Below are 24,235 nucleotides of genomic sequence, written 5' to 3' on the forward strand. Positions count from 1 at the left end.
CCCAGCCCGTTGGGCGACGCCCGTCCGCCGCGCGGCGACCGTGGTCCGCGTCCCAACCGAGGTGGCGGCAACGGCGGTCCGCCGCAAGGCCAGGGGCGCCGCGGCAATGGTGGCGGAGGCGGCGGAGGCGGCGGAGGCGGCAACCGCCAGGGCGGTGGCGGCAATCGCCAAGGGGGTGACGACCGTCAGCCCAGCGGCGCCAACCAGCCCGATCCGATGAAGACCTCGCTGGGCTACATCGGTGCCGACAGCTTCTCGCGCCAGCGCAAGGAGCAGCGCGGAGGTCCGGGCCGCCGCGGTGGTGGCGGCGGTGGAGGGGGGGGCTTCGGCGGTGGCCCTGGCGGCGGACGCCGTCGCGGGCGCTGAAAACCTGCCGACACAGCGCGGCCTTTCGCGGGGTTTTCATGAACCCCGGGGGCTGCGCCGGTTAAAATCAGAGGCTTTGTCGACATATGCCGCAACAAACTCGTTGCAGTTGTGACAAAACTCTTCAAAATCAAAGCTCAGGAAGCATTTCAATGGCTATCGAACGTACCCTTTCCATCATCAAGCCCGACGCCGTCGCCAAGAACGTCATCGGCAAGATCGTTTCCCGTTTTGAAGCCGCCGGCCTCAAGATCGTCGCCGCCAAGCTGGTGCACCTGTCGCGCAACGAAGCCGAGCAGTTCTACTCGGTGCACAAGGAGCGTCCCTTCTTCAAGGACCTGGTCGAGTTCATGATCTCGGGCCCCGTGTTCGTGCAAGTGCTCGAAGGCGAAAACGCCATCGCCAAGAACCGTGACCTGATGGGCGCCACCGACCCCAAGAAGGCAGCCGCCGGCACCATCCGCGCCGACTTCGCCGACAGCATCGACGCCAACGCAGTGCACGGCTCCGACGCTCCCGAAACCGCGGCGAACGAAGTCTCGTTCTTCTTCGCCGGCCTCAACGTCTACGCACGCTGAGGTCATATCTCGACCGATTCCATGACCACGGCCAATCTGCTCGAATTCGATCTCGAGGGGTTGGCCGCGTTCTGCGAAAAGCTCGGCGAGAAAAAATTCCGCGCCACGCAACTGTTCCGCTGGATCCACCAGCGTGGCGCCAGCGACTTCACCCAGATGACCGATCTGGCGAAGTCGCTGCGCGAAAAGCTCGCGACCACCGCGCGCGTCGAGGCCTTGCCGGTTCTCACGCAGCACGAATCCAAGGACGGCACCATCAAGTGGCTGTTCGACGTCGGTGACGGCAATGCCGTCGAAGCCGTATTCATTCCCGAGGACGACCGCGGCACGCTGTGCGTGTCGTCCCAGGCCGGCTGTGCGGTCGGATGCCGCTTTTGCTCGACCGGGCATCAGGGCTTCAGCCGCAACCTCAGCACGGGCGAAATCGTCGCCCAGCTCTGGTTTGCCGAACACTTCCTGCGCAAGCACCTGAAGCGCGACGAGCGCGTCATCTCCAACGTGGTGATGATGGGCATGGGCGAGCCGCTGCAGAACTACTCCGCGCTGGTGCCCGCGCTGCGCACCATGCTCGACGACAACGCCTATGGGTTGTCGCGCCGTCGCGTGACGGTGTCGACCTCCGGCGTGGTCCCCATGATCGACCGCCTGGGCGCCGATTGCGCGGTGGCCATGGCCGTCTCGCTGCATGCGCCCAACGACGCGCTGCGCGACGACCTCGTGCCGCTCAACCGCAAGTACCCGATCGCCGAACTGCTCGAAGCCTGCAAGCGCTACCTGGCGCATGCGCCGCGCGACTTCATTACCTTCGAGTACTGCATGCTCGACGGCGTGAACGACCAGCCTGAACACGCGCACCAGCTGATCGAGCTCGTGCGCAAGAGCGGCGTGTCGTGCAAGTTCAACCTGATTCCGTTCAACCCGTTTCCGGCCTCGGGCCTGCTGCGTTCGCCGCAGCCGCGCGTGCTGGCGTTCGCCCGGACGCTGAGCGAAGCAGGGTTGGTCACCACCGTGCGCAAGACGCGCGGCGACGACATCGACGCCGCCTGCGGCCAGCTCGCCGGCGATGTCAAGGACCGCACCCGCGCGGCCGAGCGCATGGCCCAGCGCCGCGCGGCGACGGAGCACCCCGTTGTTTTGCATCCGGTCCGAAAGACCGTCTCCCAGGAGCACTGAAGCAATGAGCATGGCCTTTCCGATGACGACCGCGAGCGCGCAGCGAATGCTGGCCACGAGCTTTGCCGGCGTCGCCGTGGCGTTTCTGCTCGCCGGTTGCGTCAGCACGCGCACCACCACCACCAGCCTGGCCGACACCAGCTCGGGCAAGGGCGTCGACATCGTCACCGAGTCCGATGAAAGCTCGCGCCAGCGCCGCGCGCGCCTGCGCATGGAGTTGGCCGCGGGCTACTTCGAGCAGGGCCAGACCAACGTCGCGCTCGACGAAGTCAAGCAGGCACTCGCTGCCGACCCCAACAATGCGGACGCGTACAACCTGCGCGGCCTGGTCTACATGCGACTCGACGACGCGGGCATGGCCGAAGACAGCTTCCGTCGTTCCATCGCGATCAATCCGCGCGACCCCAACACGCGCCACAACTACGGCTGGCTGCTGTGCCAGCAGAACCGCTTCGGCGACGCCGCCGCGCAGTTCACCGAAGCGCTCGCCGTGCCCAGCTACGCCGACCGCGCCAAGACGCTCATGACGCAAGGCGTCTGCGAACTCAAGGCCGGCCTGCGTCCGCAGGCGGAGCGCAGCCTCATGCAGGCCTACGAGATCGACGCCGGCAACCCGGTGGTCGGCTTCAACCTGGCCTCGGTGCTCGCGCAGCGCGAAGAATGGTCGCGCGCGCAGTTCTACATTCGCCGTGTCAACAACAGCCCCTCGGCCAGCGCCGAGACGCTGTGGCTGGGCATCAAGATCGAACGAAAGCTCAACAACCGCGAGGCAATGGCGCAGTTGGGTGGCCAATTGCAACGGCGCTTCCCCCAGTCGCGGGAGGCATCAGCGTACGAGCGCGGGAATTTCAATGACTGATCGGGTTTCGGAGTTCGGCACTTCCGCGGCGCAGCCGCTCGAAGAAGGCGACATCACGCACAAGACGGCCGGCGACCTGCTTCGCGAGGCGCGCGAGGCCCACGGCCTGCATATCGAAATGGTGGCTGCCGCGCTCAAGGTGCCGCCGCAGAAACTGCTGGCGCTCGAGGCCGACGACATTGCCTCGCTGCCCGACCCGGTCTTCGCGCGGGCCCTTGCAAGCAGCGTCTGCCGGGCACTGCGCATCGATCCTGTGCCTGTGCTGGCCAAGCTGCCGACCACGCAGAAGGTGTCGCTGGCCGCGGCCGACCGCACCCTGAAGACCAATATTTCGTCGGGCACGCCGCGCTGGGCCGGCAACGGCCGATCGAGCGGCCTGCCGTCGCGTGCGTTGCTCACGGTCGTGGTGCTGCTGCTGATCGGCGCGGGCGCCTTGTTCTGGCTGCCGCAGTCGGTCTTCGACCAGCTCGGCGCCTCGGTGTCGCGCCTGACTGCGCGCGATGCGGCCGACACGAGCTCGACCGGCGATGCGCCGGTGAACGCATCCGCCCCCTCGGGCGAGGCGGGCGCCGTCGCCGAAACCGTGCCGACGCAGGCTGTCGCTCCCAGCGCTCCGGTGAGCGCCGCGCCCGCGGCCGCTGCTGCGAACCCGGCTGCTCCCGCGACCGCCATGGCAACGCCCGTGGTTGCGGCGCCGGCGGCCGACGCGTCGTCCGCCAGCAGCCAGCAACTTGTTTTCGTGGCCCGCGAAGAATGCTGGATCACCGTCACCGAAGCCGGTGGCAAGCAGCTGCTGCGCCGCAGCCTGAAGGCCGGCGAAACCGTCGGCCTGTCGGGTGCGCTGCCGTTGTCGGTGGTGGTCGGCCGTGCGTCGAGCGTCGACGTGCAGGTGCGCGGCAAGCCCTATGACCTGAAGCCCGTCACCAAGAGTGGTGGCGTGGCGCGTTTCGAGGTGACGTCATGAGCGATTGCCTTCCCATTGAAGCGGCGGCGCCCAAGGCGCGCCGTTCGCGCCAGGCCCGCGTGGTCTGGGGCCAGCGTGTCGTGACCGTGGGGGGCGATGCGCCGGTGCGCGTGCAGTCGATGACCAACACCGACACGGTCGATGCCATCGGCACCGCGATCCAGGTGAAGGAACTCGCCATCGCCGGCTCGGAGATGGTGCGCATCACCGTCAACACGCCCGAAGCGGCGGCGCAGGTGCCCTACATCCGCGAGCAGCTCGATCGCATGGGCATCGACGTGCCGCTGATCGGCGACTTCCACTACAACGGCCATCGCCTGCTGACCGACTATCCGGCCTGCGCCGAGGCGCTGAGCAAGTACCGCATCAACCCCGGCAACGTGGGCAAGGGCGACAAGAAGGACAAGCAGTTCGGCCAGATGATCGACGCGGCCATGCGCTGGAACAAGCCGGTGCGCATCGGCGTGAACTGGGGCAGCCTCGACCAGGAGCTGCTGGCCAGCCTGATGGACGTCAACAGCCAGCGCGCCCAGCCCTGGGACGCCAAGCAGGTGATGTACGAGGCGCTGATCACCTCCGCCATCGAGTCCGCCAAGCTGGCCGAGTCGATGGGCATGGCCGGCAACCAGGTCATCCTGTCGTGCAAGGTGAGCGGTGTGCAAGACCTGATTTCGGTCTACCGCGAGCTGGCCAGGCGCTGCGACTATTCGCTGCACCTGGGCCTGACCGAGGCCGGCATGGGCACCAAGGGCACCGTGGCTTCGGCCACCGCGCTGTCGATCCTGCTGCAGGAGGGCATCGGCGACACGATTCGCGTGTCGCTCACGCCGCAGCCGGGCGAGTCGCGCACGCAAGAGGTGCTGATCGCCAACGAAATCCTGCAGGCGCTGGGCCTGCGCGTGTTCGTGCCGAGCGTCACAGCCTGCCCGGGTTGCGGCCGCACCACCAGCACCACCTTCCAGGAACTGGCCAAGCAGATCGACGACTACCTGCGCCTGCAGATGCCGGTCTGGCGCAAGAAATACCCTGGCGTGGAGACGATGAAAGTGGCCGTCATGGGCTGCATCGTCAACGGCCCCGGCGAGAGCAAGCATGCCGACATCGGCATCAGCCTGCCCGGCACCGGCGAGGCACCCGCCGCACCGGTCTTCATCGACGGCGAAAAGGCACTCACGCTGCGCGGCGACAATATCGCCAACGAGTTTCACCAGCTCGTAGAAACCTATATCGAAAAGCGCTTCGGCGGCGAACACGCTGTCGCTGCCTGACACCTCCGCAGGATCCATGGCTGAAAAATTGAATGCCGTCAAAGGCATGAACGACATATTGCCGCCCGAATCGGCGCGCTGGGAGTGGCTCGAGGCCACCGTGCGCGACCTGATGGGGCGGTTTGCGTACCGCAACGTCCGCACGCCGATCCTTGAGCGCACGGCGCTCTTCGTGCGCGGCATCGGCGAAGTGACCGACATCGTCGAGAAGGAGATGTACTCCTTCGAAGACCGCGCGGACAAGAACGGCAAGTTCGAGCACCTGACGATGCGCCCCGAAAACACGGCGGGCCTGGTGCGCGCGGTGATCGAGCACAACATGCTGTACGAAGGCCCCAAGCGCCTCTGGTACACCGGCCCGATGTTCCGCCGCGAGAACGTGCAGCGTGGGCGCTTCCGCCAGTTCCACCAGATCGGCGCCGAGGCGCTGGGCTTTGCCGGCCCCGACGTCGACGCCGAACTGATCCTGCTGGCGAATGCGCTCTGGAAGGCCATCGGCCTGACCGACGTTCGCCTCGAGCTCAACAGCCTGGGCCAGCCCGCCGAGCGCGCGCTGCATCGCGCTGAACTCATCGCGCACTTCGAGAAGCACGCCGACAAGCTCGACGAAGACGGCAAGCGTCGCCTGCACAGCAACCCGCTGCGCATTCTCGACACGAAGAACCCGGCCATGAAGGACGTGGTCGAGTCGGCGCCGAAGCTGATCGATTTTCTCGGCGCCGAGTCGCTGGCGCACTTCGAGGGGCTGCAGGCCATCCTGAAGGCCAACGACATCGCCTTCACGATCAATCCGCGCCTCGTGCGCGGGCTGGACTACTACAACCTCTCGGTCTTCGAGTTCGTGACCGACCGCCTGGGTTCGCAGGGCACCGTGTGTGCCGGTGGGCGCTACGACGACCTGATCGCGCAGATCGGCGGCAAGCCCGCGCCGGCCGTGGGCTGGGCCATGGGCGTGGAGCGCGTGCTCGACCTGCTCAAGGAGCAGGGCGAGCAAGTGCCGGCCTTGGTGCCCGATGTCTATGCCATCGTGCCCGACGCCGCCTCGATGCCCGTCGTGCTTCGCACGCTCCAGCAGTTGCGCGAAAGCGGCGTCAGCGCGCAGATGCACGCGGCCACGGCCGATGGCCTCAGCAGCTTCAAGGCGCAGATGAAGAAGGCGGACGCCAGCGGCGCCACCTACGCCCTCATCTTCGGCGCCGATGAACTCGCGCGCGGCGAAGTGACTCTCAAGTCCTTGCGTGACGGAAGCGGCGCGCAGGCTTCCCGAGCACTTGCTGAAGTCCCCACGTGGGCCGCCACCCTACAATCGCCGGCTCCCAACATCTGACAGCGCATGGCAACCCATCTCGACCTCGAAGAACAGGAACAGCTCGACCAGCTCAAGCATTTCTGGAATACCTACGGCACCCTGATCACCTGGGCCGTGTTGCTTGTCGCCGGCGCCTTCGTGGCCTGGAACGGCTGGCAATACTTCCAGCGCAACAAGGCCGTGCAGGCCGCGGCGCTCTACGACGAAGTCGAGCGCAGCACGCAGTCCGGCGATGTCGAACGCATCCAGCGCGTGCTGGGCGACATGAAGCAGCGCTTCGCCGGCACCGCCTACGCGCAGCAGGCCGGCCTGCTGGCCGCCAAGACGCTGTACGAGAAGGGCAATGCCGAAGGCTCGCGTTCGGCGCTGGAGTGGGTGGCGCAGAACGCCGTCGACCCCGGCTACAAGGCCGTGGCCAAACTGCGCCTGGCGGGCGAACTGCTCGACAGCAAGTCTTACGACGAAGCGCTCAAGCAACTCGACGGCAGCGTGCCCAAGGAATTCGAAGCACTGGTGGCCGATCGCAAGGGCGACATCTACCTGGCCCAGGGCAAGCGCGACGAGGCGCAAGCCGAGTACCGCAAAGCCTGGACCGGCCTGGGTGCCACGTCCGACTATCGCCGCCTGATCGAGATCAAGCTCAACGCGGTCGGCGTCGACCCGAAGAGCCTGGCCCCGGTCATCACCGTCACTCCCGCAGCCCCCAAAACTCCCTGACCGCATCATGAATTTCAAGCGTTTCATGCCTGAATCGACCGCCTTGCGTGCGGGATCAGCCCTTGTTTTGGTCGCTTTCCTGGCCGCCTGCTCGAGTTCGAGCAAGCCGAAGCCCGAAGAGCTGCCCGCCAACCCGTCCCTGATGGGCGTGCGCCAGGCCTGGACCGTGCGCATCCCCGAGGTCAAGTTCCCGCTCACCAGCGACGTCAGCGGCGACATCGTCACCGTGGCCGGCAGTGACGGCACGGTGGTCGCCATCGACGCCCGCGCCGGTCGCGAGACCTGGCGCGCCAGCGTCGGCGCCACGCTGGCCGCGGGCGTGGGCAGCGACGGCTCGATTGCCGCCGTGGTCACCACCAACAACGAACTGGTCGCGCTCGAAAACGGCAAGGTGCTGTGGAAGCAGAAGCTGTCGGCGCAGGCCTTCACCGCGCCGCTGGTTGCCGGCCGCCGCGTGTTCGTGCAGACCGCCGACCGCAGCGTCAGCGCCTGGGACGGCCAGAGCGGCCGCCGCTTGTGGATCCAGCAACGCGCCGGTGAAAACCTGGTGCTGCGCAAGTCGGGCGTGCTGATCGCCGTGGGCGACACGCTGGTGGCCGGTATCGGCGGCCGGCTGGTCGGCATCAACCCAGGCAACGGCTCCTCGCGCTGGGAAGCTCCCATCGCGGCGCCGCGCGGCACGAACGACGTCGAGCGCCTGGTCGACCTGACCGGCAGCGTGAGCCGCTACGGCGACACGGTGTGCGCACGGGCCTACTACGCCAGCGTCGGCTGCGTCGACACCACGCGTGGCACGCTGGTCTGGACCAAGCCTGCCTCGGGCGCCGACGGCATCAGCGGCGACGACCGCTTCGTCTACGGCACCGAGTCCGACGGCAGCGTTGCCGCCTGGCGCCGCGCCGACGGCGAACGCGCCTGGCAAATGGCCCGTCTGAAGAACCGCGAGCTGACGTCTCCGCTTGCCGTGGGCCGTTCGCTCATCATCGGCGAGGCCACGGGCACGCTGCATTTCGTGTCGCGCGAAGACGGCGCGCTGCTCAATCGTGTCACGCCCGATGGCTCGGCCATCACCGTTGCGCCGGTGCTCGCCGGCAACACGGTCGTGGTCGTGACTGCCAAGGGTGGTGTGTTTGGCTATCGCCCTGAATAATCTTTTCTTCCTGCAAGGCCCGACCATGAAAACCGCGCCATCGAAAGGCCGGCCATGAAGCCGGTCGTGGCCCTGGTCGGGCGTCCCAACGTCGGCAAGTCGACGCTGTTCAATCGCCTGACCCAGACGCGCGACGCCATCGTCGCCGACTTCGCCGGACTCACGCGCGACCGCCACTACGGCAACGGTCGCCTGGGCAAGCACGAGTTCATCGTGATCGACACCGGCGGCTTCGAGCCCGATGCCGGCAGCGGCATCTACAAGGAAATGGCCAAGCAGACGCGCCAGGCCGTGGCCGAGGCCGACGTTGTGATCTTCGTGGTCGACGCCCGCGAAGGCCTGTCGGCGCAAGACCATGACATCGCCAACGAGCTGCGCCGCTTGGGCAAGCCGTGCGTGCTGGCGGCCAACAAGGCCGAGGGCATGCACGACGGCACCAAGCTCGTCGATTTCTACGAACTCGGTTTCGGCGACGTGCACGGTGTGTCTGCGGCGCACGGGCAAGGCATGCGCGACCTGGTCGAGCTTGCGCTCGAACCGCTGAACCTGCCGGACCCGGACGACGAATCCGCCGAAGACGATGTCAACAAGCCGATCAAGCTGGCGGTGGCGGGGCGGCCCAATGTGGGCAAGTCCACGCTGATCAACACCTGGCTGGGCGAAGAGCGCCTGGTGGCGTTCGACATGCCGGGCACGACGCGCGACGCCATCTCCGTGCCCTTCGAGCGCAACGGCCAGCGCTTCGAGCTGATCGACACGGCCGGCCTGCGCCGCAAGGGCAGGGTGTTCGAGGCGATCGAGAAGTTCTCGGTGGTCAAGACGCTGCAGGCCATCGAATCGGCCAACGTGGTGCTGCTGCTGCTGGACGCCACGCAAGGCGTGACCGACCAGGACGCGCACATTGCGGGCTACATCCTCGAAAGCGGCCGCGCGGTGGTGATTGCCATCAATAAGTGGGACGCGGTCGACAGCTACCAGCGCGAGCAGATCCAGCGGCAGATCGAAACCCGACTGCCGTTCTTGAAGTTCGCGGCGCTGCATTTCATCTCGGCCATCAAGCGCCAGGGCCTGGGCCCGGTGTGGCAGGCCATTGCGCAGGCCCACAAGTCGGCCACGCGCAAGATGTCGACACCCATATTGACGCGCCTGCTGCTGGAGGCGGTGCAATTCCAGGCGCCCAAGCGCGGCGGCATGTATCGGCCCAAGCTGCGTTATGCGCACCAGGGCGGCATGAATCCGCCGGTGATCGTGATTCACGGCAATTCGCTCGAACATGTGACCGATGCTTACAAGCGCTTTCTCGAGGGGCGCTTCCGCAAGGAATTCGATCTGGTGGGTACCCCCTTGCGGATCGAATTCAAGAGCTCGCACAATCCTTTTGCCGACAAGGACGATTGAGCCATTGGCCGCCGATGGCGGCCAATGACTTGCAACGGTGGCGGAAGTTCCGTCTTTTGAGAACCGTTATTTTCTCAAGGCTTTTGACCCCGGTTGCTGCAGCGCGGAAACCCTGTGTTAAGGTCATCTCTCCAACAACTACTCTTGAACACGGAGAATATCGTGAGCAATAAAGGGCAACTTCTGCAAGACCCGTTTCTGAACACCCTGCGTCGCGAGCACGTGCCGGTTTCCATTTATTTGGTGAACGGTATCAAGCTGCAGGGCCAGATCGAGTCTTTTGACCAATACGTCGTGCTGCTTCGCAACACAGTGACGCAAATGGTCTACAAGCACGCCATTTCCACCATCGTGCCGGGTCGTGCCGTCAACTTCTCGGCTGCCGAGAACGACGACGCCGCAGCCTGACAGCGCGGAGCGCGGCGACCCCGGTCGTCGCGCTTTTTCCCCAATTCTGATCCCGCTTGTCTGAACAGATCCCCCGCCAGGAAGGCGCCGCCGTTCTCGTCGGCGTCGATTTCGGGCTGCCCCATTTCGACAGCGAACTCGAGGAACTCGGCCTGCTTGCGCAGACAGCCGGCCTCACGCCTGTCGCCCGTCTCTCGTGCAAACGCAAGGCCCCTGACGCGGCCCTGTTCGTGGGCAGCGGCAAGGCCGAAGAAATCAAGGAACTCGCCGCCCTGCACAGGGCCAGCGAAGTCATCTTCGACCAGTCCCTGAGCCCCGCGCAGCAGCGCAACCTCGAGCGCCAGCTCGATGTCGCGGTGTACGACCGCACATTCCTCATTCTCGAGATCTTTGCCCAGCGCGCCCGTTCGCACGAAGGCAAGCTGCAGGTGGAGCTTGCTCGCCTGCAGTACCTCAGCACGCGGCTCGTGCGTCGCTGGTCTCACCTGGAGCGCCAGACCGGCGGTGCGGGTGTGCGCGGCGGCCCGGGCGAAAAGCAGATCGAGCTCGACCGCCGGATGATCGGCGAATCGATCAAGCGCACGCGCGAGCGGCTGGCCAAGGTGCAGAAGCAGCGCGGCACGCAGCGCCGGCAGCGCGAGCGGCGCGAGACCTTCAACATCTCGCTCGTCGGCTATACCAACGCGGGCAAGTCGTCGCTGTTCAATGCGCTGGTCAAGGCCCGCGCCTATGCGGCCGACCAGTTGTTCGCCACGCTCGACACCACCACGCGCAACCTCTACCTGGGCGATGCGCGCCGGCAGGTGTCGATTTCCGACACCGTGGGCTTCATTCGCGACCTGCCGCACGGTCTGGTCGATGCGTTCAAGGCGACGCTGCAGGAAGCGGTCGACGCCGACCTGCTGCTGCACGTCATCGACGCTTCCAACCCCCATTACCCCGAGCAGATGGCCGAGGTGCAGACGGTGCTGCGCGAGATCGGCGCCGAGGCCGTGCCGCAGCTGCTGGTCTTCAACAAGCTCGATGCTCTTGAAAGCGCGCAACATCCGCTGCATCTGCAGGACGAGATGGAAATCGACGGCGTGCAGATCCCCCGCATCTTCCTGAGCGCCAAGAGCGGCGAGGGCGTGGCGCTGCTGCGCGCCGAGCTCGCCCGGCAGTCGGGCTCGGTAGCCGATACGATGACCCCTGAGGCGGACGCTGAATTGCATGATTCCGCCGATGGATTGGGCACAATCCCGCCACTGACAAGAGAACGAAGCGAATGAATTCAAAGCCAGCGCGGAGAGGGTTTCTGGGCATGTTCAACCTGAACGACGGCCGATGGGGGCGTGGCGACGAGCCGTCCTCCAACGGCGACCGCCCGGCCGGCAACCGGCCCCCCGACGCCAATCCTCCGGGCGCCCCCACGCCCCCGCCTTCGGGCAACAACAATAACAACGGCGACCGCCCCCGCGGTCAGGGCCCCAACCAGGGCCCGCCCGACCTCGATGAACTCTGGCGCGACCTCAATCGCAAGCTCGGTGGTTTCTTCGGCGGCGGCAAGGGCGGTGGCAACCGTCCCAGCGGCGGCAACAGCAATGGTGGCGGCAACGGCTACCGCCCCGACATGAAAAACGCAGGATTCGGCCTCGGCCTCGTCGCTGCCGTGGCCGTTCTCATCTGGCTCGGCACCGGCTTCTTCATCGTGAACGAAGGCCAGCAGGCCGTCGTCACGCAATTCGGCCGCTACAAGACGACCGTGGGCGCCGGCTTCAACTGGCGCCTGCCGTACCCGATCCAGCGCCACGAAGTGGTGGTGGTCACGCAGATCCGCTCGACCGACGTGGGCCGCGACGCCATCGTGCGTTCCACCGGCCTGCGCGAATCGGCCATGCTGACCGAAGACGAGAACATCGTCGAAATCAAGTTCGCCGTGCAGTACCGCCTGAGCGATGCGCGTGCCTGGCTCTACGAGAGCAAGTCGCCCGCCGAAACCGTCGTGCAAGTGGCGGAAACGGCCGTGCGCGAAGTGGTCGGCAAGATGAAGATGGACGCCGCACTCGCCGAAGAGCGCGACCAGATCTCGCCGCGCGTGCGCGCGCTGATGCAGACCATCCTCGACCGCTACAAGATCGGCGTCGAAGTCGTGGGCATCAACCTGCAGCAGGGCGGCGTGCGTCCGCCCGAGCAGGTGCAGGCCGCGTTCGACGACGTGCTCAAGGCCGGCCAGGAACGCGAGCGCACCAAGAACGATGCGCAGGCCTACGCCAACAACGTGGTGCCGCTCGCAACCGGTACGGCTTCGCGCCTGAAGGAAGAGTCCGAGGCCTACAAGGCGCGGATCGTGGCGCAGGCCCAGGGTGATGCTGGCCGCTTCAGCGCCGTGCTGGCCGAGTACCAGAAGGCCCCGCAAGTCACGCGCGACCGCATGTACACCGACGCCATGCAGCAGATCTACGCCAGCACGACCAAGGTGCTGGTCGACAGCAAGCAGGGTTCCAACCTGCTGTACCTGCCGCTCGACAAGCTCATCCAGCAAAGCGGCAACAACGCGGCGGCCACGCCGGTCGATGCGGCCAGCCCCAACGTCGCCGGCACCGCGCCGGCCCAGTCCTCGGTGATCCCGGTGGCGCCCACGACGGGCGACGTGCGCGGCCGCGACGGCCGTTCGCGTGACCGCGACGTGCGTTGATGAACAAGGCCTAGAAGAACATGAACAGAATCGGATTCATCGCCTCGTCGATCCTCGTCTTGCTCGTGCTGCTGAGCTCGACCCTCTTCGTGGTCGACCAGCGCCAGTTCGGCGTGGTCTATGCCCTCGGGCAGATCAAGCAGGTCATCACCGAGCCCGGCCTCAACTTCAAGTTGCCGCCGCCGTTCCAGAACGTGTCGTACATCGACAAGCGCCTGCTGACGCTTTCCAGCCTCGACACCGAGCCCATGCTCACGGCCGAGAAGCAGCGCGTGGTGATCGACTGGTACGTGCGCTGGCGCATCAGCGACCCGCAAGCCTACATCCGCAACGTCGGCCTCGACGAGAACGCCGGTGCGATGCAGCTGAACCGCGTGGTGCGCAATGCGTTCCAGGAAAACATCAACAAGCGCACCGTGCGCGACCTGATCTCGGTGCGCCGCGAAGCCCTGATGGCCGACGTGCAGCGCGAAGTGCTGGCCGTGGTGAAGGGCGCCAAGCCCTGGGGCGTCGACGTGGTCGACGTGCGCATCACCCGCGTCGACTACGTGGAAGCCATCACCGAGTCGGTCTACCGCCGCATGGAGGCCGAGCGCAAGCGCGTGGCCAACGAACTGCGCTCGACCGGCACGGCCGAAGGCGAAAAGATCCGTGCTGACGCCGACCGCCAGCGCGAAGTGATCGTCGCGAATGCCTACCGCGACGCGCAGAAGATCAAGGGCGAGGGCGATGCCCAGGCCGCTTCCGCCTACAGCGAGGCCTTTGGCCGTGATCCGCAGTTCGCGCAGTTCTATCGCAGCCTCGACGCCTACAAGCAGAGCTTCAACAAGAAGAGCGACGTGATGGTGCTCGACCCGTCGTCGGACTTCTTCCGCGCCATGCAAGGCTCGGGAGCGGCCACCAGCAGCGCCCCGCGTCGTTGATGCTTCTTCTTCTGGAGCTGTGAGCGCCGACACTTTCTGGAGCGCGCTGGCGCTCGTCCTGGTGATCGAAGGCATCCTGCCTTTCGTGTCGCCAGGAGGGTGGCGGCGCGGCTTCGGGCAGCTCATGCAGCTGCGCGACGGCCAGCTTCGTTTCTTTGGACTTTGCAGCATCCTGCTGGGTTTGGCACTCCTTTGGGTATTGGGGTAGCGCGGTCCCGGTAGAATCCCGGTTTAACCACGCCCCCGATCCCCATGTCCGCTTGGGTCCTCCCGGATCACATTGCCGATGTGCTGCCTTCCGAGGCGCGCCACATCGAAGAACTTCGACGCCAGCTGCTCGATACCGCCCGTGGCTATGGCTACGAGCTGGTGATGCCGCCGCTGCTCGAGCACCTCGAGTCGCTGCTTTCGGGCACCGGCGAGGCGCTCGACCTCCAAACCTTCAAGCTCGTCGACCAGCTCTCCGGCCGCAGCATGGGCCTTCGAGCCGACACCACCCCCCAGGTGGCGCGCATCGATGCCCACCTGCTGAACCGCGACGGCGTGGCCCGCCTGTGCTACTGCGGCCCGGTGCTCCACACCCGTCCCGACCGGCCGCACGCCACGCGTGAACCGCTGCAGTTCGGCGCCGAGATCTACGGCCACGCCGGCCTCGAAGCCGACACCGAGACCCTGCTGCTGGCGCTCGACTGCCTGCGCGCCTCGGGGCTGGAAGAGGGCGTGATCGTCGACCTGGCCGATGCACGCATCGTGCGCGCCCTGTTCGCCGGCGTGCCGGTCGACGCCGCGGCGCTGGCCCGGGTGCATGCCGCGCTGGCCGCCAAGGACGCGAGCGAACTCGCCTCGCTCACCCAGGATTTCCCCGCCGCCTCGCGCGACGGGCTGCGCGCGCTGGTGCAGCTGTACGGCGACGCGTCGGTGCTCGACGAAGCCGCCAAGGCCCTGAAGGGCACGCCCGCCGTGGCGGCGGCCCTGGCCGACCTGAAGCAGCTGGCCGCCGGCCTGGGCGGCGTGCCGGGCCGACAGATCAGTTTCGACCTGGCCGACCTGCGCGGCTACGCCTACTACAGCGGCATGCGCTTCGGCATCTACGTGCCCGGCGCGGCCGACTCGCTGGTACGCGGCGGCCGCTACGACGAGGTGGGGGCCGTGTTCGGCCGCAACCGTCCGGCCGTCGGCTTCAGCCTCGACGTGCGCGAACTGGTTGGCGTGCTGCCGGCCCGCCCGCTGCGCGCCGCCATCCGCGCGCCCTGGAGCGACGCGGCCGGCCTGCGTCAGGCAATTGCCCAATTGCGCAAGTCCGGTGAAACGGTAGTCTGCGTGCTGCCGGGCCATGGCAGCGAAATCGATGAATTCCACTGCGACCGCGAGCTCGTCGAGCAAGCAGGCCAGTGGAGTGTCCGAACGATCTGAATTTTTGAAGTAATGGAACGAGCATGAGCGTAACCACCGGAAGAAACGTGGTCGTCGTCGGCACCCAATGGGGCGACGAAGGCAAAGGCAAGCTGGTCGACTGGCTGACCGAAAGCGCCCAGGGCGTGGTCCGCTTCCAGGGCGGCCACAACGCGGGCCACACGCTGGTCATCAACGGCGTGAAAACCGCGTTGCACCTGATCCCCAGCGGCATCATGCGCCCGGGCGTCAAGTGCTACATCGGCAACGGCGTGGTGCTGTCGGCCGCCAAGCTCTTCGAGGAAATCGAAGGGCTGGAGAAGGCCGGTGTCGAGGTGCGTTCGCGCCTGCGCATCAGTGAAGCCTGCCCGCTGATCCTGCCGTTCCACGCCGCGCTGGACATCGCGCGCGAGGCCTACCGCGAAAAGGGCGGCATCGAGAAGATCGGCACCACCGGCCGCGGCATCGGCCCGGCCTACGAAGACAAGATCGCGCGCCGCGCGCTGCGCGTGCAGGACCTGAAGCACCCCGAGCGCTTCGCGGCCAAGCTGCGCGTGCTGCTCGACCTGCACAACCACGTGCTGACGCAGGTGCTGAGCGCCCCGGCCATCGACTACGACGAAGTCTTCGACGAAGCCATGAAGCACGCCGAGCTGCTCAAGCCCATGATGGCCGATGTCTCGCGCGAGCTGAACGATGCCCACAAGAACGGCGCCAACCTGCTGTTCGAAGGCGCGCAGGGCACGCTGCTCGACGTGGACCACGGCACCTACCCGTACGTCACCTCGAGCAATTGCGTGGCCGGCAACGCCGCCGCCGGTTCGGGCGTGGGCCCGGGCATGCTGCACTACATCCTGGGCATCACCAAGGCCTACTGCACGCGCGTGGGCGGTGGTCCGTTCCCCACCGAGCTCGACTGGGCCACGCCGGGCACGCCCGGCTATCACATGAGCACCGTGGGCGCCGAAAAGGGCGTGACCACCGGCCGCAGCCGCCGTTGCGGCTGGTTCGACGCCGCGCTGCTCAAGCGCTCGGCGCAGGTCAACGGCCTGTCGGGCCTGTGCATCACCAAGCTCGACGTGCTGGACGGCCTCGAGAAGCTCGAGCTGTGCACCGGCTACGAGCTCGACGGCGAAGTCACCGACATCCTGCCGATGGGCGCGGACGAAATCGAGCGCTGCACGCCGATCTACGAAACCCTCGAAGGCTGGACCGAAAGCACCGTGGGCGTCACGCAGTACGACAAGCTGCCGATCAATGCGCGCCTGTACCTGCAGCGCATCGAGCAGGTCACTGGCGTGCCGATCCACATGGTGTCGACCAGCCCCGACCGCGACCACACGATCATGATGCGCCACCCCTACCTGGCCGACTGAAGAGGAACCCAAGACCCATGTTGACCGAAGACGGCAAGCATCTCTACGTCAGCTACGACGAGTACCACAACCTGATCGAGAAGCTCGCGATCAAGGTGCATCAGTCGGGCTGGCACTTCGACACCATCCTGTGCCTGGCGCGCGGCGGCATGCGCCCCGGCGACGTGCTCTCGCGCATCTTCGACAAGCCGCTGGCGATCATGTCGACCAGCTCGTACCGTGCTGATGCAGGCACCATCCAGGGCCACCTGGATATTGCCCGCTACATCACCACGCCCAAGGGCGAGATCGCCGGCAAGGTGCTGCTGGTGGACGACCTGGCCGACTCGGGCCACACGCTGCACGCCGTGATGGACATGCTGCGCAACAACTACCCGCCCATCACCGAGCTGCGCAGCGCGGTGATCTGGACCAAGGCGCTGTCGACCTTCACGCCCGACTACCAGGTGGAATTCCTGGCCACGAACCCGTGGATCCACCAGCCCTTCGAGGGCTATGACTCGATGGGCGCCGAGAAGCTCATCGAGAAGTGGTCGGTCTGATTCGGCGCAACCCCCGTCGGCACAACCCCCTTCGGGTCATCCGGCGGGGTTGAGCAGCATCGCGGTGTAGCGCCGCTGCATTTCTTCCGGCGTCAGCTTCTCGATGCTGTGCCCCACGTTCCAGCGATGCCCGAACGGGTCTCGAAACACACCGGAACGTTCCCCATAGAACTGATTCTGCGGGGCCATGTCCAGCGTGGCACCCGCGGCGACCGCGCGCGCCACCACCGCGTCGGCATCGTCCACGTGCAGGTGCAGCGAGACGGCGGTGCCGCCCAGCGTCTTCGCGCTGAGGATGTTGAACTCGGCGAACTCGTCCGAGAGCATCAGGATCGCGCCGTTGTGAAAGTCCAGCTCCGCGTGGCCGATGCGTCCGCTGGGCTCGGTCAGCCGAAAGATCTCCTTCACCTCGAAGACCTGGCAATAGAAGTCGATCGCGGCGCCCGCGTCGTTGACGCAGAGGTAGGGAAACAGTTCGTGGATGGCCATGGCGGGTGTCCTGTCGTGTGGGAATGAGCGCGATTCTGGCTGTGGCCCTGCGCCGCGTCTTGCACAAAATTGACCTGCGCGGCCCGCGCTTCAGACCGGCACGTGGCGCGACGACGCCGGGGCCGCGCGCCGGTAGGCTTGCGGCGACATGCCGGCAATCGCGAGGAAGTCGCGATGGAAGTGCGCCTGGTCGCTGTAGCCCGACTCCAGCGCCAGTTCCGCCCAAGGCTGCGCGGGGTTCAACGCGAATTGCCCGAGCACGCGGTCGAAGCGCAGCATGCGCGTGTACTGCTTGGGCGCCAGGCCCGTCATGCCGCGAAAGAGGGCGATGAAGCGCCGGTGGCTGTAGCCGCTCTGCCTGACCAGTTCGCGGATCGTGCCGGCTTGCGCATCGTCCTCATGGGCACTGGCGTGGGCCATGTGAGCCATGCCGGCCAGCGCCCGGGCCACCGCGGGGTGCAGGCCGTGCAGGGCCGAGGCGGCGGCAAGGCGGGCACTCAACAACGCTTCGACGATCGCGAGCTGGCGCGCGGGCGAGTCCGTGCCGTGAAGCTGCTCGAGCGCAAAGCCCGCGTCCGCGCCCCAGAGCGCGTCGAGCGACGTGTGGCGGTCGGCCAGTGCGTCTTCGGGCACGCCGAGCAGCGCCTTCGCGGCGCCGGGCTGCAGCATGATGCCGACCGAGCGTGTTTCGACCGACACGTCGCGCACGAAGAATGCCGAGCGCGTGCCGCCCACCATGGCGTAGCGACCGTGAAGCCCTGCGCATCGGCATCGCCGCGGAACAGGCGCAGGGGCGGCCCGGAGAGCCGGAACACGAGGTGCATGCCGCCCGTGGGCAGCACGTGCTCGCGCGCGCCCGGCCGCTCGCCGGGCGACCCTTCGGGCGCCGAAGCCCACAGCAGCCGCACGAAGGGCCGCAGGCGGGGAGAGGGCGGGCGGGTCAGTTGCATGGCGCTGGGAGTGTCCGCCGAGCCGCCGCGCGGCGCAATCGCGCCATCACGGAATCGAGGGTTGCGGCGGCCACGCTAGGATTCACGCATGAGCAAGCTTTCCACGACCCTGATCCACCACCCCTACACCCCGCCCGCCACCTTTGCCGCGCCGCAGCCCGGCGTGTTCAAGGCATCGACCGTGTTCTTCGCCGACGTGGCGGCGATGCGCGCGCGCGACTGGAAGACCAAGGCGGGCTACACCTACGGCCTGCACGGCACGCCCACCACCTTCACGCTGGAAGAGCGCCTGGCCACCCTCGAGGGCGGCACCGAGTGCCTGCTGGTGCCCAGCGGCCTGGCGGCCATCACGCTGGTGGCGTTCGCCTTCCTGAAGACCGGCGACGAGGTGCTCATTCCCGACAACGCCTACGGCCCCAACAAGGCGCTGGCCACCGGCGAGCTGGCCAACTTCGGCATCACGCACCGGCTGTACGACGCCATGAACCCGGCGGACCTCGCGGCCAAGCTGTCGCACCGCACGCGGCTGGTGTGGGTCGAGGCGGCGGGCTCGGTGACGATGGAATTCCCCGACCTGCCCGCGCTCGTCGACATCTGCCGCGCGCGCGGCGTGATGACCGCGCTGGACAACACCTGGGGCGCCGGCCTGGCCTTCGCGCCTTTCGATTTCAACGGCACGGGGCAGGGCGTCGACATCTCGGTGCATGCGCTCACCAAGTACCCGAGCGGCGGCGGCGACGTGCTCATGGGCAGCGTGGTCACGCGCGACGAGCGGCTGCACCGCGCGCTCAAGCTCACGCACATGCGCATGGGCTTCGGCGCGGGCGTGGGCGACGTCGAGACGCTGCTGCGTTCGCTGCCCAGCATCGCGCTGCGCTACGCCGCGCACGACCGCGCGGCGCGCGAACTGGCGGGCTGGCTCAACGGCTGCGAGGAAATCGCGCAGGTGCTGCACCCCGCGCTGGAGGACTCGCCGGGCCACGTGCACTGGCGTGCGCTGTGCGGCGCGACCGACCTGGCGGCGGGCCTGTTCTCGGTGGTGTTCGACGCGCGCTTCAGCACCGAGCAGGTCGACCGCTTCTGCGACAGCCTGAAGCTGTTCCGCCTGGGTTATTCGTGGGGCGGCCCGATCAGCCTCGTGGTGCCCTACGACATCGGCCTGATGCGCGACGCCAGCGTGGCGCGCTGGCCCTACAAGGGCACGCTCGTTCGTTTTTCGGTGGGCCTGGAAGACGTGGACGACCTGCGGGCCGATCTGCAACAGGCGCTCGCGCGGATGTAAAAAAGCGCATCGCCCGCCTCGGGAGACGGCACAGGTGGGGTCTCGAGACTGCACCGTTATCGCTTACAGTAGGCCAAGCGCAGTCACCGTGACTGCCTCGCCCCAAGGAGAAGCAGTGGCAACACCAAATTACGGCTACGAGAAGCGCCAGAAAGAGCTGGCCAAGAAGAAAAAGAAGGAAGAAAAGCTCCGGGAAAAGGCGAATCGCAAACTCAGCCCGAGCAGCGACGGACTGGCCCCCGGAGACCCGGAGACCGACGTGGCCTCGCTCGAACGCGATCCACCCACCGTGCCCGAGTTGCCCACCAAGAACGGTTGATCCGCTTCTGGCGTCCCTCACAAGAAGCCCGTCGCAGGTTTGCCTGCGGCGGTTTTTTTTATTTGGGCAGCAGCTTGCGCAGTTCGGGCCAGACGTTGTCGAGCAGTTGCGGCTGCGCCGCGGCCGTCGGATGAATGCGGTCGGCCTGGAACAGCGACAGCGCGTCGGGCGCATCGGCCACGCCCTTGAGCAGGAAGGGCACGAGCGCGGCCTTCGTCGTGCCTGCCACCTTGGAGAACACGGCCTCGAAGCGCCGCGTGTAGTCGCCGCCGTAGTTGGGTGGTACCTGGATGCCGACGATCAGCACCTTGGCGCCGGCGGCCTGCGCGGCCTTGGTGATCTGCAGCAGGTTGCTTTCGGTGTCCGCCAGCGGCAGGCCGCGCAGCGCGTCGTTGGCGCCGAGTTCGACCACCACCTGGCTGGGCTTGTGCTGGGCGAGCAGGGCGGGGAAGCGGGCGCGCCCGCCCGAGCTGGTGTCGCCGCTGATGCTGGCGTTGACCACGGTGGCCGCGATCTTCTGCGCCGCAAGCCTTTTTTCGAGCAAGGGTACCCAGCCTTCGCCGCGCTTGAGGCCGTACTCTGCACTCAGCGAATCGCCCAGCACCAGGATCACCGGCTTGCCCGCCGTGGCCGCCGGAGCCTGGGCCTGCGCCGCTGTCGTCCATATCCCCGCGCTGCCGAGCGCGGCGGTGGTCAAGATAAAGTCACGTCGATTCAAAACCAAAGCCTTTCCATGTCCCAACCCCCGTCTGATGCCATTGTCGCCGTCGAGCATGTCTTCAAGTCCGTCACCGACTCGGCCGGCACCCTGGACATTCTGCAGGACATCCATTTCACCCTCGGGGCGCGGGAAACCGCCGCCATCGTCGGCGCCTCGGGCTCCGGCAAGAGCACCTTGCTGTCGATCATCGCGGGGCTGGACACGCCCACGCGAGGCACCGTCAAGCTCGCGGGCGACGACCTGTTCGCCATCGATGAAGACGAGCGCGCCGCCGTGCGCGCGCAGCGCGTGGGCTTCGTGTTCCAGAGCTTCCAGTTGCTCGGCAACCTGAGCGCGCTGGAGAACGTGATGCTGCCGCTCGAGCTGGCCAACCGCAAGGACGCCCGCAAGGCCGCCTCCGAGATGCTGGGCCGCGTCGGCCTGGGCCAGCGGCTGGGGCACTACCCCAAGGTGCTGTCGGGTGGCGAGCAGCAGCGCGTGGCGCTGGCGCGGGCCTTCGTGGTGCAGCCGGCCCTGCTGCTGGCCGACGAGCCCACCGGCAGCCTCGACTTCGCGACCGGCGAGCAGGTCATGAAGCTGATGTTCGACCTGAACCGCGAACTGGGCACCACGCTCGTGCTCGTCACGCACGACCGCGGCATCGCCGACCGGTGCGAACGCCGCATCACCATCGAGGCCGGCCGCGTCGCAGGTAATGAAAAAGCAGCCGTAGCGCCCGGCTGACAAGCGCGGTAAGCTATCAAACAGATAGCAGAAGAAACCGAGGAGCGAGACCCCCATGGAAGACCTTCCACCCGACGCCATCGCGGCGCTGCAGCGTGGCAGGCTGATCGAAGCCATCAAGATCGTGCGCGACAGCACTGGCATGGACCTGCGGTCCGCCAAGAATGCCGTCGAACGCTACGCCACCTGGATGGGGGACCCCGGCCGCAATTCACCCGACGCTGCCGCGCAGGACCGCGGCTTTGCGTCGATGCCGTCCACCGCGCTCACCGCGCTGGCGCGAGGCAACAAGGTCGAGGCCGTCCGCCTCACGCGCGAAGCCACCGGCCTGAGCCTGTCGGCCGCCAAGCGGCTGGTCGACAACCACGACAGCCCGCCGGTCGGCGCGTTCGGCCACCTGTCGTCGGACGTGCCCAGGCGCCCCATGGTCGAGCCGGGCCGGGTACCGACCGACGGCTACCGCTGGCTGCCGGTGGCCATCATCCTGCTGGGCATGGCGCTGGTCTGGCTGTGCTTCGGCGGAGACATCGGGCTCCCACGATGATCGTTCCACAGTTCTGGGCCGAAGGCCGCATCCAGGAGCGCGTGGCGGGCAAGCAGGTCACGGTGCGCCGCCACGGCTGGTCCGACGACAGCCCGCTGGCTGCGCAGGCGCATGCCGACCAGCGCACCCGCGAAGCCTTCGAGCGCATCGCCAGCGGCGAGAAGCTCGACCGCCGCGAGCGCAAGCTGGCCTACAACGGCGCCAACGGCGTGCCGATCCGCGAGGAAATCGTCGAGCGCCAGGGCGAAGCGGTCGTCACGCGCAACAGCTACGGGGCGCGCTGCCTCAACACGCCCGACGTGCTGTTCGTCGACATCGACTTCGAGGAGCCGCTGCGCGGCAGCGTGTTCGGTTTTGCACTGGTGCCGGCGCTCATTGCCGGGGTGGTCGGCGGCTGGGCCGCCAAGACCTGGCTGGGCGGGCTGATCGCGGGCATCGTGGTGTTCGTCGTGGCATGGTTCATCGGCCAGCGCAAGAAGCGCGGCGAGCCCAGCGACAACCCCTCGCCCGAGAAGCGCGTGGCCGAGCGCATCGGCCGCTTCATGCACCAGCACCCCGACTGGCACTTGCGCATCTACCGCACGCCGGCGGGCTTTCGGGTGCTGGCGATGCACGACGTCTTCAGCCCGTCCGACAGCACGGTGGCCGACTGCTTCCAGCTGCTGGGCGCGGACAAGGTCTACGCCCGCATGTGCCGCAACCAGAACTGCTTTCGCGCCCGCGTGAGCGCCAAGCCGTGGCGCATCGGCATCGGCGAGCCGATGCGGCCCCGCCCCGGCGTGTGGCCCGTGTCGCCCGACAAGCTGCCCGGGCGCGACGCCTGGATCGCGCGCTATGAAAAGGCCGCCGAAGGCCATGCCGCCTGCCAGTACCTGGAGAGCGTGGGCAACAGCGCCCGGGTGCATCCGAGCGCACTGGCGGTGCAGGAACTGCACGACGAGCGCACGCGCGCAACCAGCGGCCTGCCGCTCGCCTGACGGGGCTGCCTCGGCGGGTAGGGATAATCGGGGGCATGTCTTCCCCTAAAGTGATCTTCGGCTTCCATGCCGTGGGCGTGCGTATCAAGACCGCGCCGAAATCGGTACTCGAAGTGATGTTCGACGCCAGCCGGCGCGATGCGCGCATGAAACAGTTCATCGCGCGCGCGCAGGAAGCCGGCGTCCGGCTGGTCGAGGCCGACGGCCTGCGGCTGTCCAAGCTCAGCGGCAGCCACGGCCACCAGGGCGTGGTGGCGCGGGTCGAACCTGTGGCCCAGGTCCGCTCGCTCGACGAACTGCTCGAAGGCCTCGAAGAGGCCGGCACCGTGCCCTTGCTGCTGGTGCTCGACGGCGTGACCGACCCGCACAACCTGGGCGCCTGCCTGCGCGTGGCCGACGGCTCCGGCGCGCATGCCGTCATCGCGCCCAAGGACCATGCGGCCGGCATCAACGCGACCGTGGCCAAGGTGGCGAGCGGCGCGGCGGAGACGGTGCCGTACTTCATGGTCACGAACCTCTCGCGCACGCTGAACGAGCTCAAGGAACGCAACATCTGGTGCGTGGGCACCAGCGACGACGCGCCGGGCACGATCTACCAGAGCGACTTCAAGCGCCCGCTGGCGCTGGTGCTGGGCGCCGAAGGCGAGGGCATGCGGCAACTCACGCGCAAGACTTGCGACGAGCTGGTGAGCATCCCGATGGCCGGCGCGGTCGAGAGCCTGAACGTCTCGGTGGCCAGCGGCGTGTGCCTCTACGAGGCGATGCGCCAGCGCAGCGCCTGATTTGCCGATCGCTCGCTTCTAGCCTCGGGGCGACGGCCCGCCCTTGCGGTGGAAATAGATGAGTTCCGCCACACGCCGCATCTGCGGCGTGCCCAGCAGATGGTTGAACATCCAGTCGCTCTGGAAATTGTCGAGGCCCAGCGCAGCGTGCGCTTGAGCATGAAGCTCGGGTAGCCGCGCACCAGCCAGGTGGCCGGGTCGTCGGCCTCGCCGCGCACGAAGCGCGCCACGGCCGCGCCCGCGCGTTCGCCGTGCTGCAACGCGGTGTGGATACCGCCCGCCGTCACCGGCGACACCATGCCCGCCGCGTCGCCAACCAGCAGGGCCCGTTCGCGAGCCACCCTGGGCAGC

27 protein-coding genes and 1 pseudogene are annotated in these 24,235 nt (G+C 67.3%); 24 read left to right on the top strand and 4 right to left on the bottom strand.

From position 1 onward, the window contains the following. From BMG07_RS43125 to BMG07_RS30245, 18 genes and pseudogenes are all read left to right on the top strand, one after another. A pseudogene (locus BMG07_RS43125) lies at positions 1-366 on the top strand (23S rRNA pseudouridylate synthase B); the annotation flags it as partial. 152 nt (positions 367-518) lie between these two features. Then, the gene (gene ndk / locus BMG07_RS30165; RefSeq protein ID WP_013542117.1) at positions 519-944 is read left to right on the top strand and encodes a nucleoside-diphosphate kinase; all 426 of its coding nucleotides are present in this window, start codon (positions 519-521) and stop codon (positions 942-944) included. A gap of 21 nt (positions 945-965) precedes the next feature. Beyond that, positions 966-2,117 carry a 23S rRNA (adenine(2503)-C(2))-methyltransferase RlmN gene (rlmN, locus tag BMG07_RS30170; RefSeq protein ID WP_198087623.1) on the top strand — a complete coding sequence of 384 codons (1,152 nt, stop codon included), beginning with the start codon at positions 966-968 and terminating at the stop codon, positions 2,115-2,117. Between the two features lie 4 nt (positions 2,118-2,121). Further along, positions 2,122-2,976 (top strand): type IV pilus biogenesis/stability protein PilW, encoded by an 855-nt coding sequence (gene pilW / locus BMG07_RS30175; protein ID WP_198087624.1) that lies wholly within the window; start codon positions 2,122-2,124, stop codon positions 2,974-2,976. Beyond that, positions 2,969-3,940, top strand: coding sequence for a helix-turn-helix domain-containing protein (locus BMG07_RS30180; RefSeq protein ID WP_198087625.1), 972 nt, complete (start codon positions 2,969-2,971; stop codon positions 3,938-3,940). The genes pilW and BMG07_RS30180 overlap by 8 nt, the downstream gene beginning before the upstream one ends. Further along, positions 3,937-5,208 (top strand): flavodoxin-dependent (E)-4-hydroxy-3-methylbut-2-enyl-diphosphate synthase, encoded by a 1,272-nt coding sequence (gene ispG, locus BMG07_RS30185; RefSeq protein WP_198087626.1) that lies wholly within the window; start codon positions 3,937-3,939, stop codon positions 5,206-5,208. The genes BMG07_RS30180 and ispG overlap by 4 nt, the downstream gene beginning before the upstream one ends. Positions 5,209-5,224: 16 nt before the next feature. Beyond that, complete coding sequence (gene hisS, locus BMG07_RS30190) at positions 5,225-6,535, top strand: histidine--tRNA ligase (protein WP_198087627.1); 1,311 nt, start codon at positions 5,225-5,227, stop codon at positions 6,533-6,535. A gap of 6 nt (positions 6,536-6,541) precedes the next feature. Then, on the top strand, positions 6,542-7,234 hold the full coding sequence (locus BMG07_RS30195) for a tetratricopeptide repeat protein (protein ID WP_198087628.1): 693 nt from the start codon (positions 6,542-6,544) through the stop codon (positions 7,232-7,234). 7 nt (positions 7,235-7,241) lie between these two features. Beyond that, a complete protein-coding gene (gene bamB, locus BMG07_RS30200) occupies positions 7,242-8,384 on the top strand; it encodes an outer membrane protein assembly factor BamB (RefSeq protein ID WP_198087629.1) in 1,143 nt (380 codons plus the stop codon). 54 nt (positions 8,385-8,438) lie between these two features. Continuing rightward, positions 8,439-9,782, top strand: coding sequence for a ribosome biogenesis GTPase Der (der, locus tag BMG07_RS30205; RefSeq protein ID WP_198087630.1), 1,344 nt, complete (start codon positions 8,439-8,441; stop codon positions 9,780-9,782). A gap of 162 nt (positions 9,783-9,944) precedes the next feature. Next, positions 9,945-10,190, top strand: coding sequence for an RNA chaperone Hfq (gene hfq / locus BMG07_RS30210; RefSeq protein ID WP_012747311.1), 246 nt, complete (start codon positions 9,945-9,947; stop codon positions 10,188-10,190). Between the two features lie 56 nt (positions 10,191-10,246). Then, a complete protein-coding gene (gene hflX, locus BMG07_RS30215) occupies positions 10,247-11,458 on the top strand; it encodes a GTPase HflX (protein ID WP_198087631.1) in 1,212 nt (403 codons plus the stop codon). 32 nt (positions 11,459-11,490) lie between these two features. Further along, positions 11,491-12,864, top strand: coding sequence for an FtsH protease activity modulator HflK (gene hflK / locus BMG07_RS30220; RefSeq protein ID WP_198087632.1), 1,374 nt, complete (start codon positions 11,491-11,493; stop codon positions 12,862-12,864). A 20-nt stretch (positions 12,865-12,884) separates the two neighbouring features. After that, on the top strand, positions 12,885-13,787 hold the full coding sequence (gene hflC / locus BMG07_RS30225) for a protease modulator HflC (protein WP_198087633.1): 903 nt from the start codon (positions 12,885-12,887) through the stop codon (positions 13,785-13,787). A gap of 19 nt (positions 13,788-13,806) precedes the next feature. Beyond that, positions 13,807-13,995: a DUF2065 domain-containing protein gene (locus BMG07_RS30230; protein WP_093237567.1), complete on the top strand. Its 189-nt coding sequence runs from the start codon at positions 13,807-13,809 to the stop codon at positions 13,993-13,995. Positions 13,996-14,039: 44 nt separating this feature from the next. After that, positions 14,040-15,200 (top strand): ATP phosphoribosyltransferase regulatory subunit, encoded by a 1,161-nt coding sequence (locus tag BMG07_RS30235; RefSeq protein ID WP_198087634.1) that lies wholly within the window; start codon positions 14,040-14,042, stop codon positions 15,198-15,200. A gap of 23 nt (positions 15,201-15,223) precedes the next feature. Next, positions 15,224-16,555: an adenylosuccinate synthase gene (locus BMG07_RS30240; RefSeq protein WP_198087635.1), complete on the top strand. Its 1,332-nt coding sequence runs from the start codon at positions 15,224-15,226 to the stop codon at positions 16,553-16,555. 17 nt (positions 16,556-16,572) lie between these two features. After that, positions 16,573-17,097 carry a phosphoribosyltransferase gene (locus tag BMG07_RS30245; RefSeq protein ID WP_198087636.1) on the top strand — a complete coding sequence of 175 codons (525 nt, stop codon included), beginning with the start codon at positions 16,573-16,575 and terminating at the stop codon, positions 17,095-17,097. A 36-nt stretch (positions 17,098-17,133) separates the two neighbouring features. On the opposite strand, the gene BMG07_RS30250 is transcribed toward BMG07_RS30245, so the two are convergent. Together BMG07_RS30250 and BMG07_RS30255 are read right to left on the bottom strand one after the other, a co-directional pair. After that, entirely contained in the window at positions 17,134-17,586 is a 453-nt protein-coding gene (locus BMG07_RS30250; protein ID WP_198087637.1) for a VOC family protein, read from the bottom strand. Positions 17,587-17,676: 90 nt separating this feature from the next. Then, on the bottom strand, positions 17,677-18,324 hold the full coding sequence (locus BMG07_RS30255; RefSeq protein WP_269759555.1) for an AraC family transcriptional regulator: 648 nt from the start codon (positions 18,322-18,324) through the stop codon (positions 17,677-17,679). Between the two features lie 300 nt (positions 18,325-18,624). Between BMG07_RS30255 and BMG07_RS30260 the strand changes: the two genes are divergently transcribed. Beyond that, a complete protein-coding gene (locus BMG07_RS30260) occupies positions 18,625-19,818 on the top strand; it encodes a PLP-dependent transferase (RefSeq protein WP_198087638.1) in 1,194 nt (397 codons plus the stop codon). Between the two features lie 115 nt (positions 19,819-19,933). Further along, on the top strand, positions 19,934-20,137 hold the full coding sequence (locus tag BMG07_RS30265; protein ID WP_055796387.1) for a hypothetical protein: 204 nt from the start codon (positions 19,934-19,936) through the stop codon (positions 20,135-20,137). A gap of 58 nt (positions 20,138-20,195) precedes the next feature. Here the strand turns inward: BMG07_RS30265 and BMG07_RS30270 are convergent, their stop codons facing one another. Further along, positions 20,196-20,834: an arylesterase gene (locus BMG07_RS30270; protein ID WP_269759556.1), complete on the bottom strand. Its 639-nt coding sequence runs from the start codon at positions 20,832-20,834 to the stop codon at positions 20,196-20,198. A gap of 36 nt (positions 20,835-20,870) precedes the next feature. Between BMG07_RS30270 and BMG07_RS30275 the strand changes: the two genes are divergently transcribed. Genes BMG07_RS30275 through rlmB form a run of 4 tightly spaced genes read left to right on the top strand, consistent with a single transcriptional unit; the run spans position 20,871 to position 23,884 of the window. Further along, positions 20,871-21,581, top strand: coding sequence for an ABC transporter ATP-binding protein (locus tag BMG07_RS30275; RefSeq protein WP_198087639.1), 711 nt, complete (start codon positions 20,871-20,873; stop codon positions 21,579-21,581). Positions 21,582-21,636: 55 nt separating this feature from the next. Continuing rightward, positions 21,637-22,125: a hypothetical protein gene (locus BMG07_RS30280; RefSeq protein ID WP_198087640.1), complete on the top strand. Its 489-nt coding sequence runs from the start codon at positions 21,637-21,639 to the stop codon at positions 22,123-22,125. Beyond that, positions 22,122-23,102, top strand: coding sequence for a hypothetical protein (locus BMG07_RS30285; RefSeq protein WP_198087641.1), 981 nt, complete (start codon positions 22,122-22,124; stop codon positions 23,100-23,102). Before BMG07_RS30280 ends, BMG07_RS30285 begins: the two co-directional genes overlap by 4 nt. A gap of 35 nt (positions 23,103-23,137) precedes the next feature. Continuing rightward, the gene (gene rlmB / locus BMG07_RS30290; RefSeq protein ID WP_198087642.1) at positions 23,138-23,884 is read left to right on the top strand and encodes a 23S rRNA (guanosine(2251)-2'-O)-methyltransferase RlmB; all 747 of its coding nucleotides are present in this window, start codon (positions 23,138-23,140) and stop codon (positions 23,882-23,884) included. On the opposite strand, the gene BMG07_RS30295 is transcribed toward rlmB, so the two are convergent. Next, positions 23,854-24,235 (bottom strand): NAD(P)/FAD-dependent oxidoreductase (locus BMG07_RS30295; protein WP_269759557.1); only part of this gene is annotated, 382 nt, incomplete at its 5' end. The two genes, rlmB and BMG07_RS30295, sit on opposite strands and share 31 nt — an antisense overlap.

Origin of the sequence: Variovorax sp. E3 (genome assembly GCF_016082275.1) — a bacterium.
Taxonomy (GTDB): Bacteria; Pseudomonadota; Gammaproteobacteria; order Burkholderiales; family Burkholderiaceae_C; genus Variovorax.

What these genes read in the sequence shown, in the direction of transcription:
- ndk (WP_013542117.1), top strand. Translation starts at nt 519, where the DNA reads ATGGCTATCGAACGTACCCTTTCCATCATCAAGCCCGACGCCGTCGCC.
- rlmN (WP_198087623.1), top strand. Translation starts at nt 966, where the DNA reads ATGACCACGGCCAATCTGCTCGAATTCGATCTCGAGGGGTTGGCCGCG.
- pilW (WP_198087624.1), top strand. Translation starts at nt 2,122, where the DNA reads ATGAGCATGGCCTTTCCGATGACGACCGCGAGCGCGCAGCGAATGCTG.
- BMG07_RS30180 (WP_198087625.1), top strand. Translation starts at nt 2,969, where the DNA reads ATGACTGATCGGGTTTCGGAGTTCGGCACTTCCGCGGCGCAGCCGCTC.
- ispG (WP_198087626.1), top strand. Translation starts at nt 3,937, where the DNA reads ATGAGCGATTGCCTTCCCATTGAAGCGGCGGCGCCCAAGGCGCGCCGT.
- hisS (WP_198087627.1), top strand. Translation starts at nt 5,225, where the DNA reads ATGGCTGAAAAATTGAATGCCGTCAAAGGCATGAACGACATATTGCCG.
- BMG07_RS30195 (WP_198087628.1), top strand. Translation starts at nt 6,542, where the DNA reads ATGGCAACCCATCTCGACCTCGAAGAACAGGAACAGCTCGACCAGCTC.
- bamB (WP_198087629.1), top strand. Translation starts at nt 7,242, where the DNA reads ATGAATTTCAAGCGTTTCATGCCTGAATCGACCGCCTTGCGTGCGGGA.
- der (WP_198087630.1), top strand. Translation starts at nt 8,439, where the DNA reads ATGAAGCCGGTCGTGGCCCTGGTCGGGCGTCCCAACGTCGGCAAGTCG.
- hflK (WP_198087632.1), top strand. Translation starts at nt 11,491, where the DNA reads ATGTTCAACCTGAACGACGGCCGATGGGGGCGTGGCGACGAGCCGTCC.
- hflC (WP_198087633.1), top strand. Translation starts at nt 12,885, where the DNA reads ATGAACAGAATCGGATTCATCGCCTCGTCGATCCTCGTCTTGCTCGTG.
- BMG07_RS30235 (WP_198087634.1), top strand. Translation starts at nt 14,040, where the DNA reads ATGTCCGCTTGGGTCCTCCCGGATCACATTGCCGATGTGCTGCCTTCC.
- BMG07_RS30240 (WP_198087635.1), top strand. Translation starts at nt 15,224, where the DNA reads ATGAGCGTAACCACCGGAAGAAACGTGGTCGTCGTCGGCACCCAATGG.
- BMG07_RS30245 (WP_198087636.1), top strand. Translation starts at nt 16,573, where the DNA reads ATGTTGACCGAAGACGGCAAGCATCTCTACGTCAGCTACGACGAGTAC.
- BMG07_RS30250 (WP_198087637.1), bottom strand. Translation starts at nt 17,586, where the DNA reads ATGGCCATCCACGAACTGTTTCCCTACCTCTGCGTCAACGACGCGGGC.
- BMG07_RS30255 (WP_269759555.1), bottom strand. Translation starts at nt 18,324, where the DNA reads ATGGTGGGCGGCACGCGCTCGGCATTCTTCGTGCGCGACGTGTCGGTC.
- BMG07_RS30260 (WP_198087638.1), top strand. Translation starts at nt 18,625, where the DNA reads ATGAGCAAGCTTTCCACGACCCTGATCCACCACCCCTACACCCCGCCC.
- BMG07_RS30275 (WP_198087639.1), top strand. Translation starts at nt 20,871, where the DNA reads ATGTCCCAACCCCCGTCTGATGCCATTGTCGCCGTCGAGCATGTCTTC.
- BMG07_RS30280 (WP_198087640.1), top strand. Translation starts at nt 21,637, where the DNA reads ATGGAAGACCTTCCACCCGACGCCATCGCGGCGCTGCAGCGTGGCAGG.
- BMG07_RS30285 (WP_198087641.1), top strand. Translation starts at nt 22,122, where the DNA reads ATGATCGTTCCACAGTTCTGGGCCGAAGGCCGCATCCAGGAGCGCGTG.
- rlmB (WP_198087642.1), top strand. Translation starts at nt 23,138, where the DNA reads ATGTCTTCCCCTAAAGTGATCTTCGGCTTCCATGCCGTGGGCGTGCGT.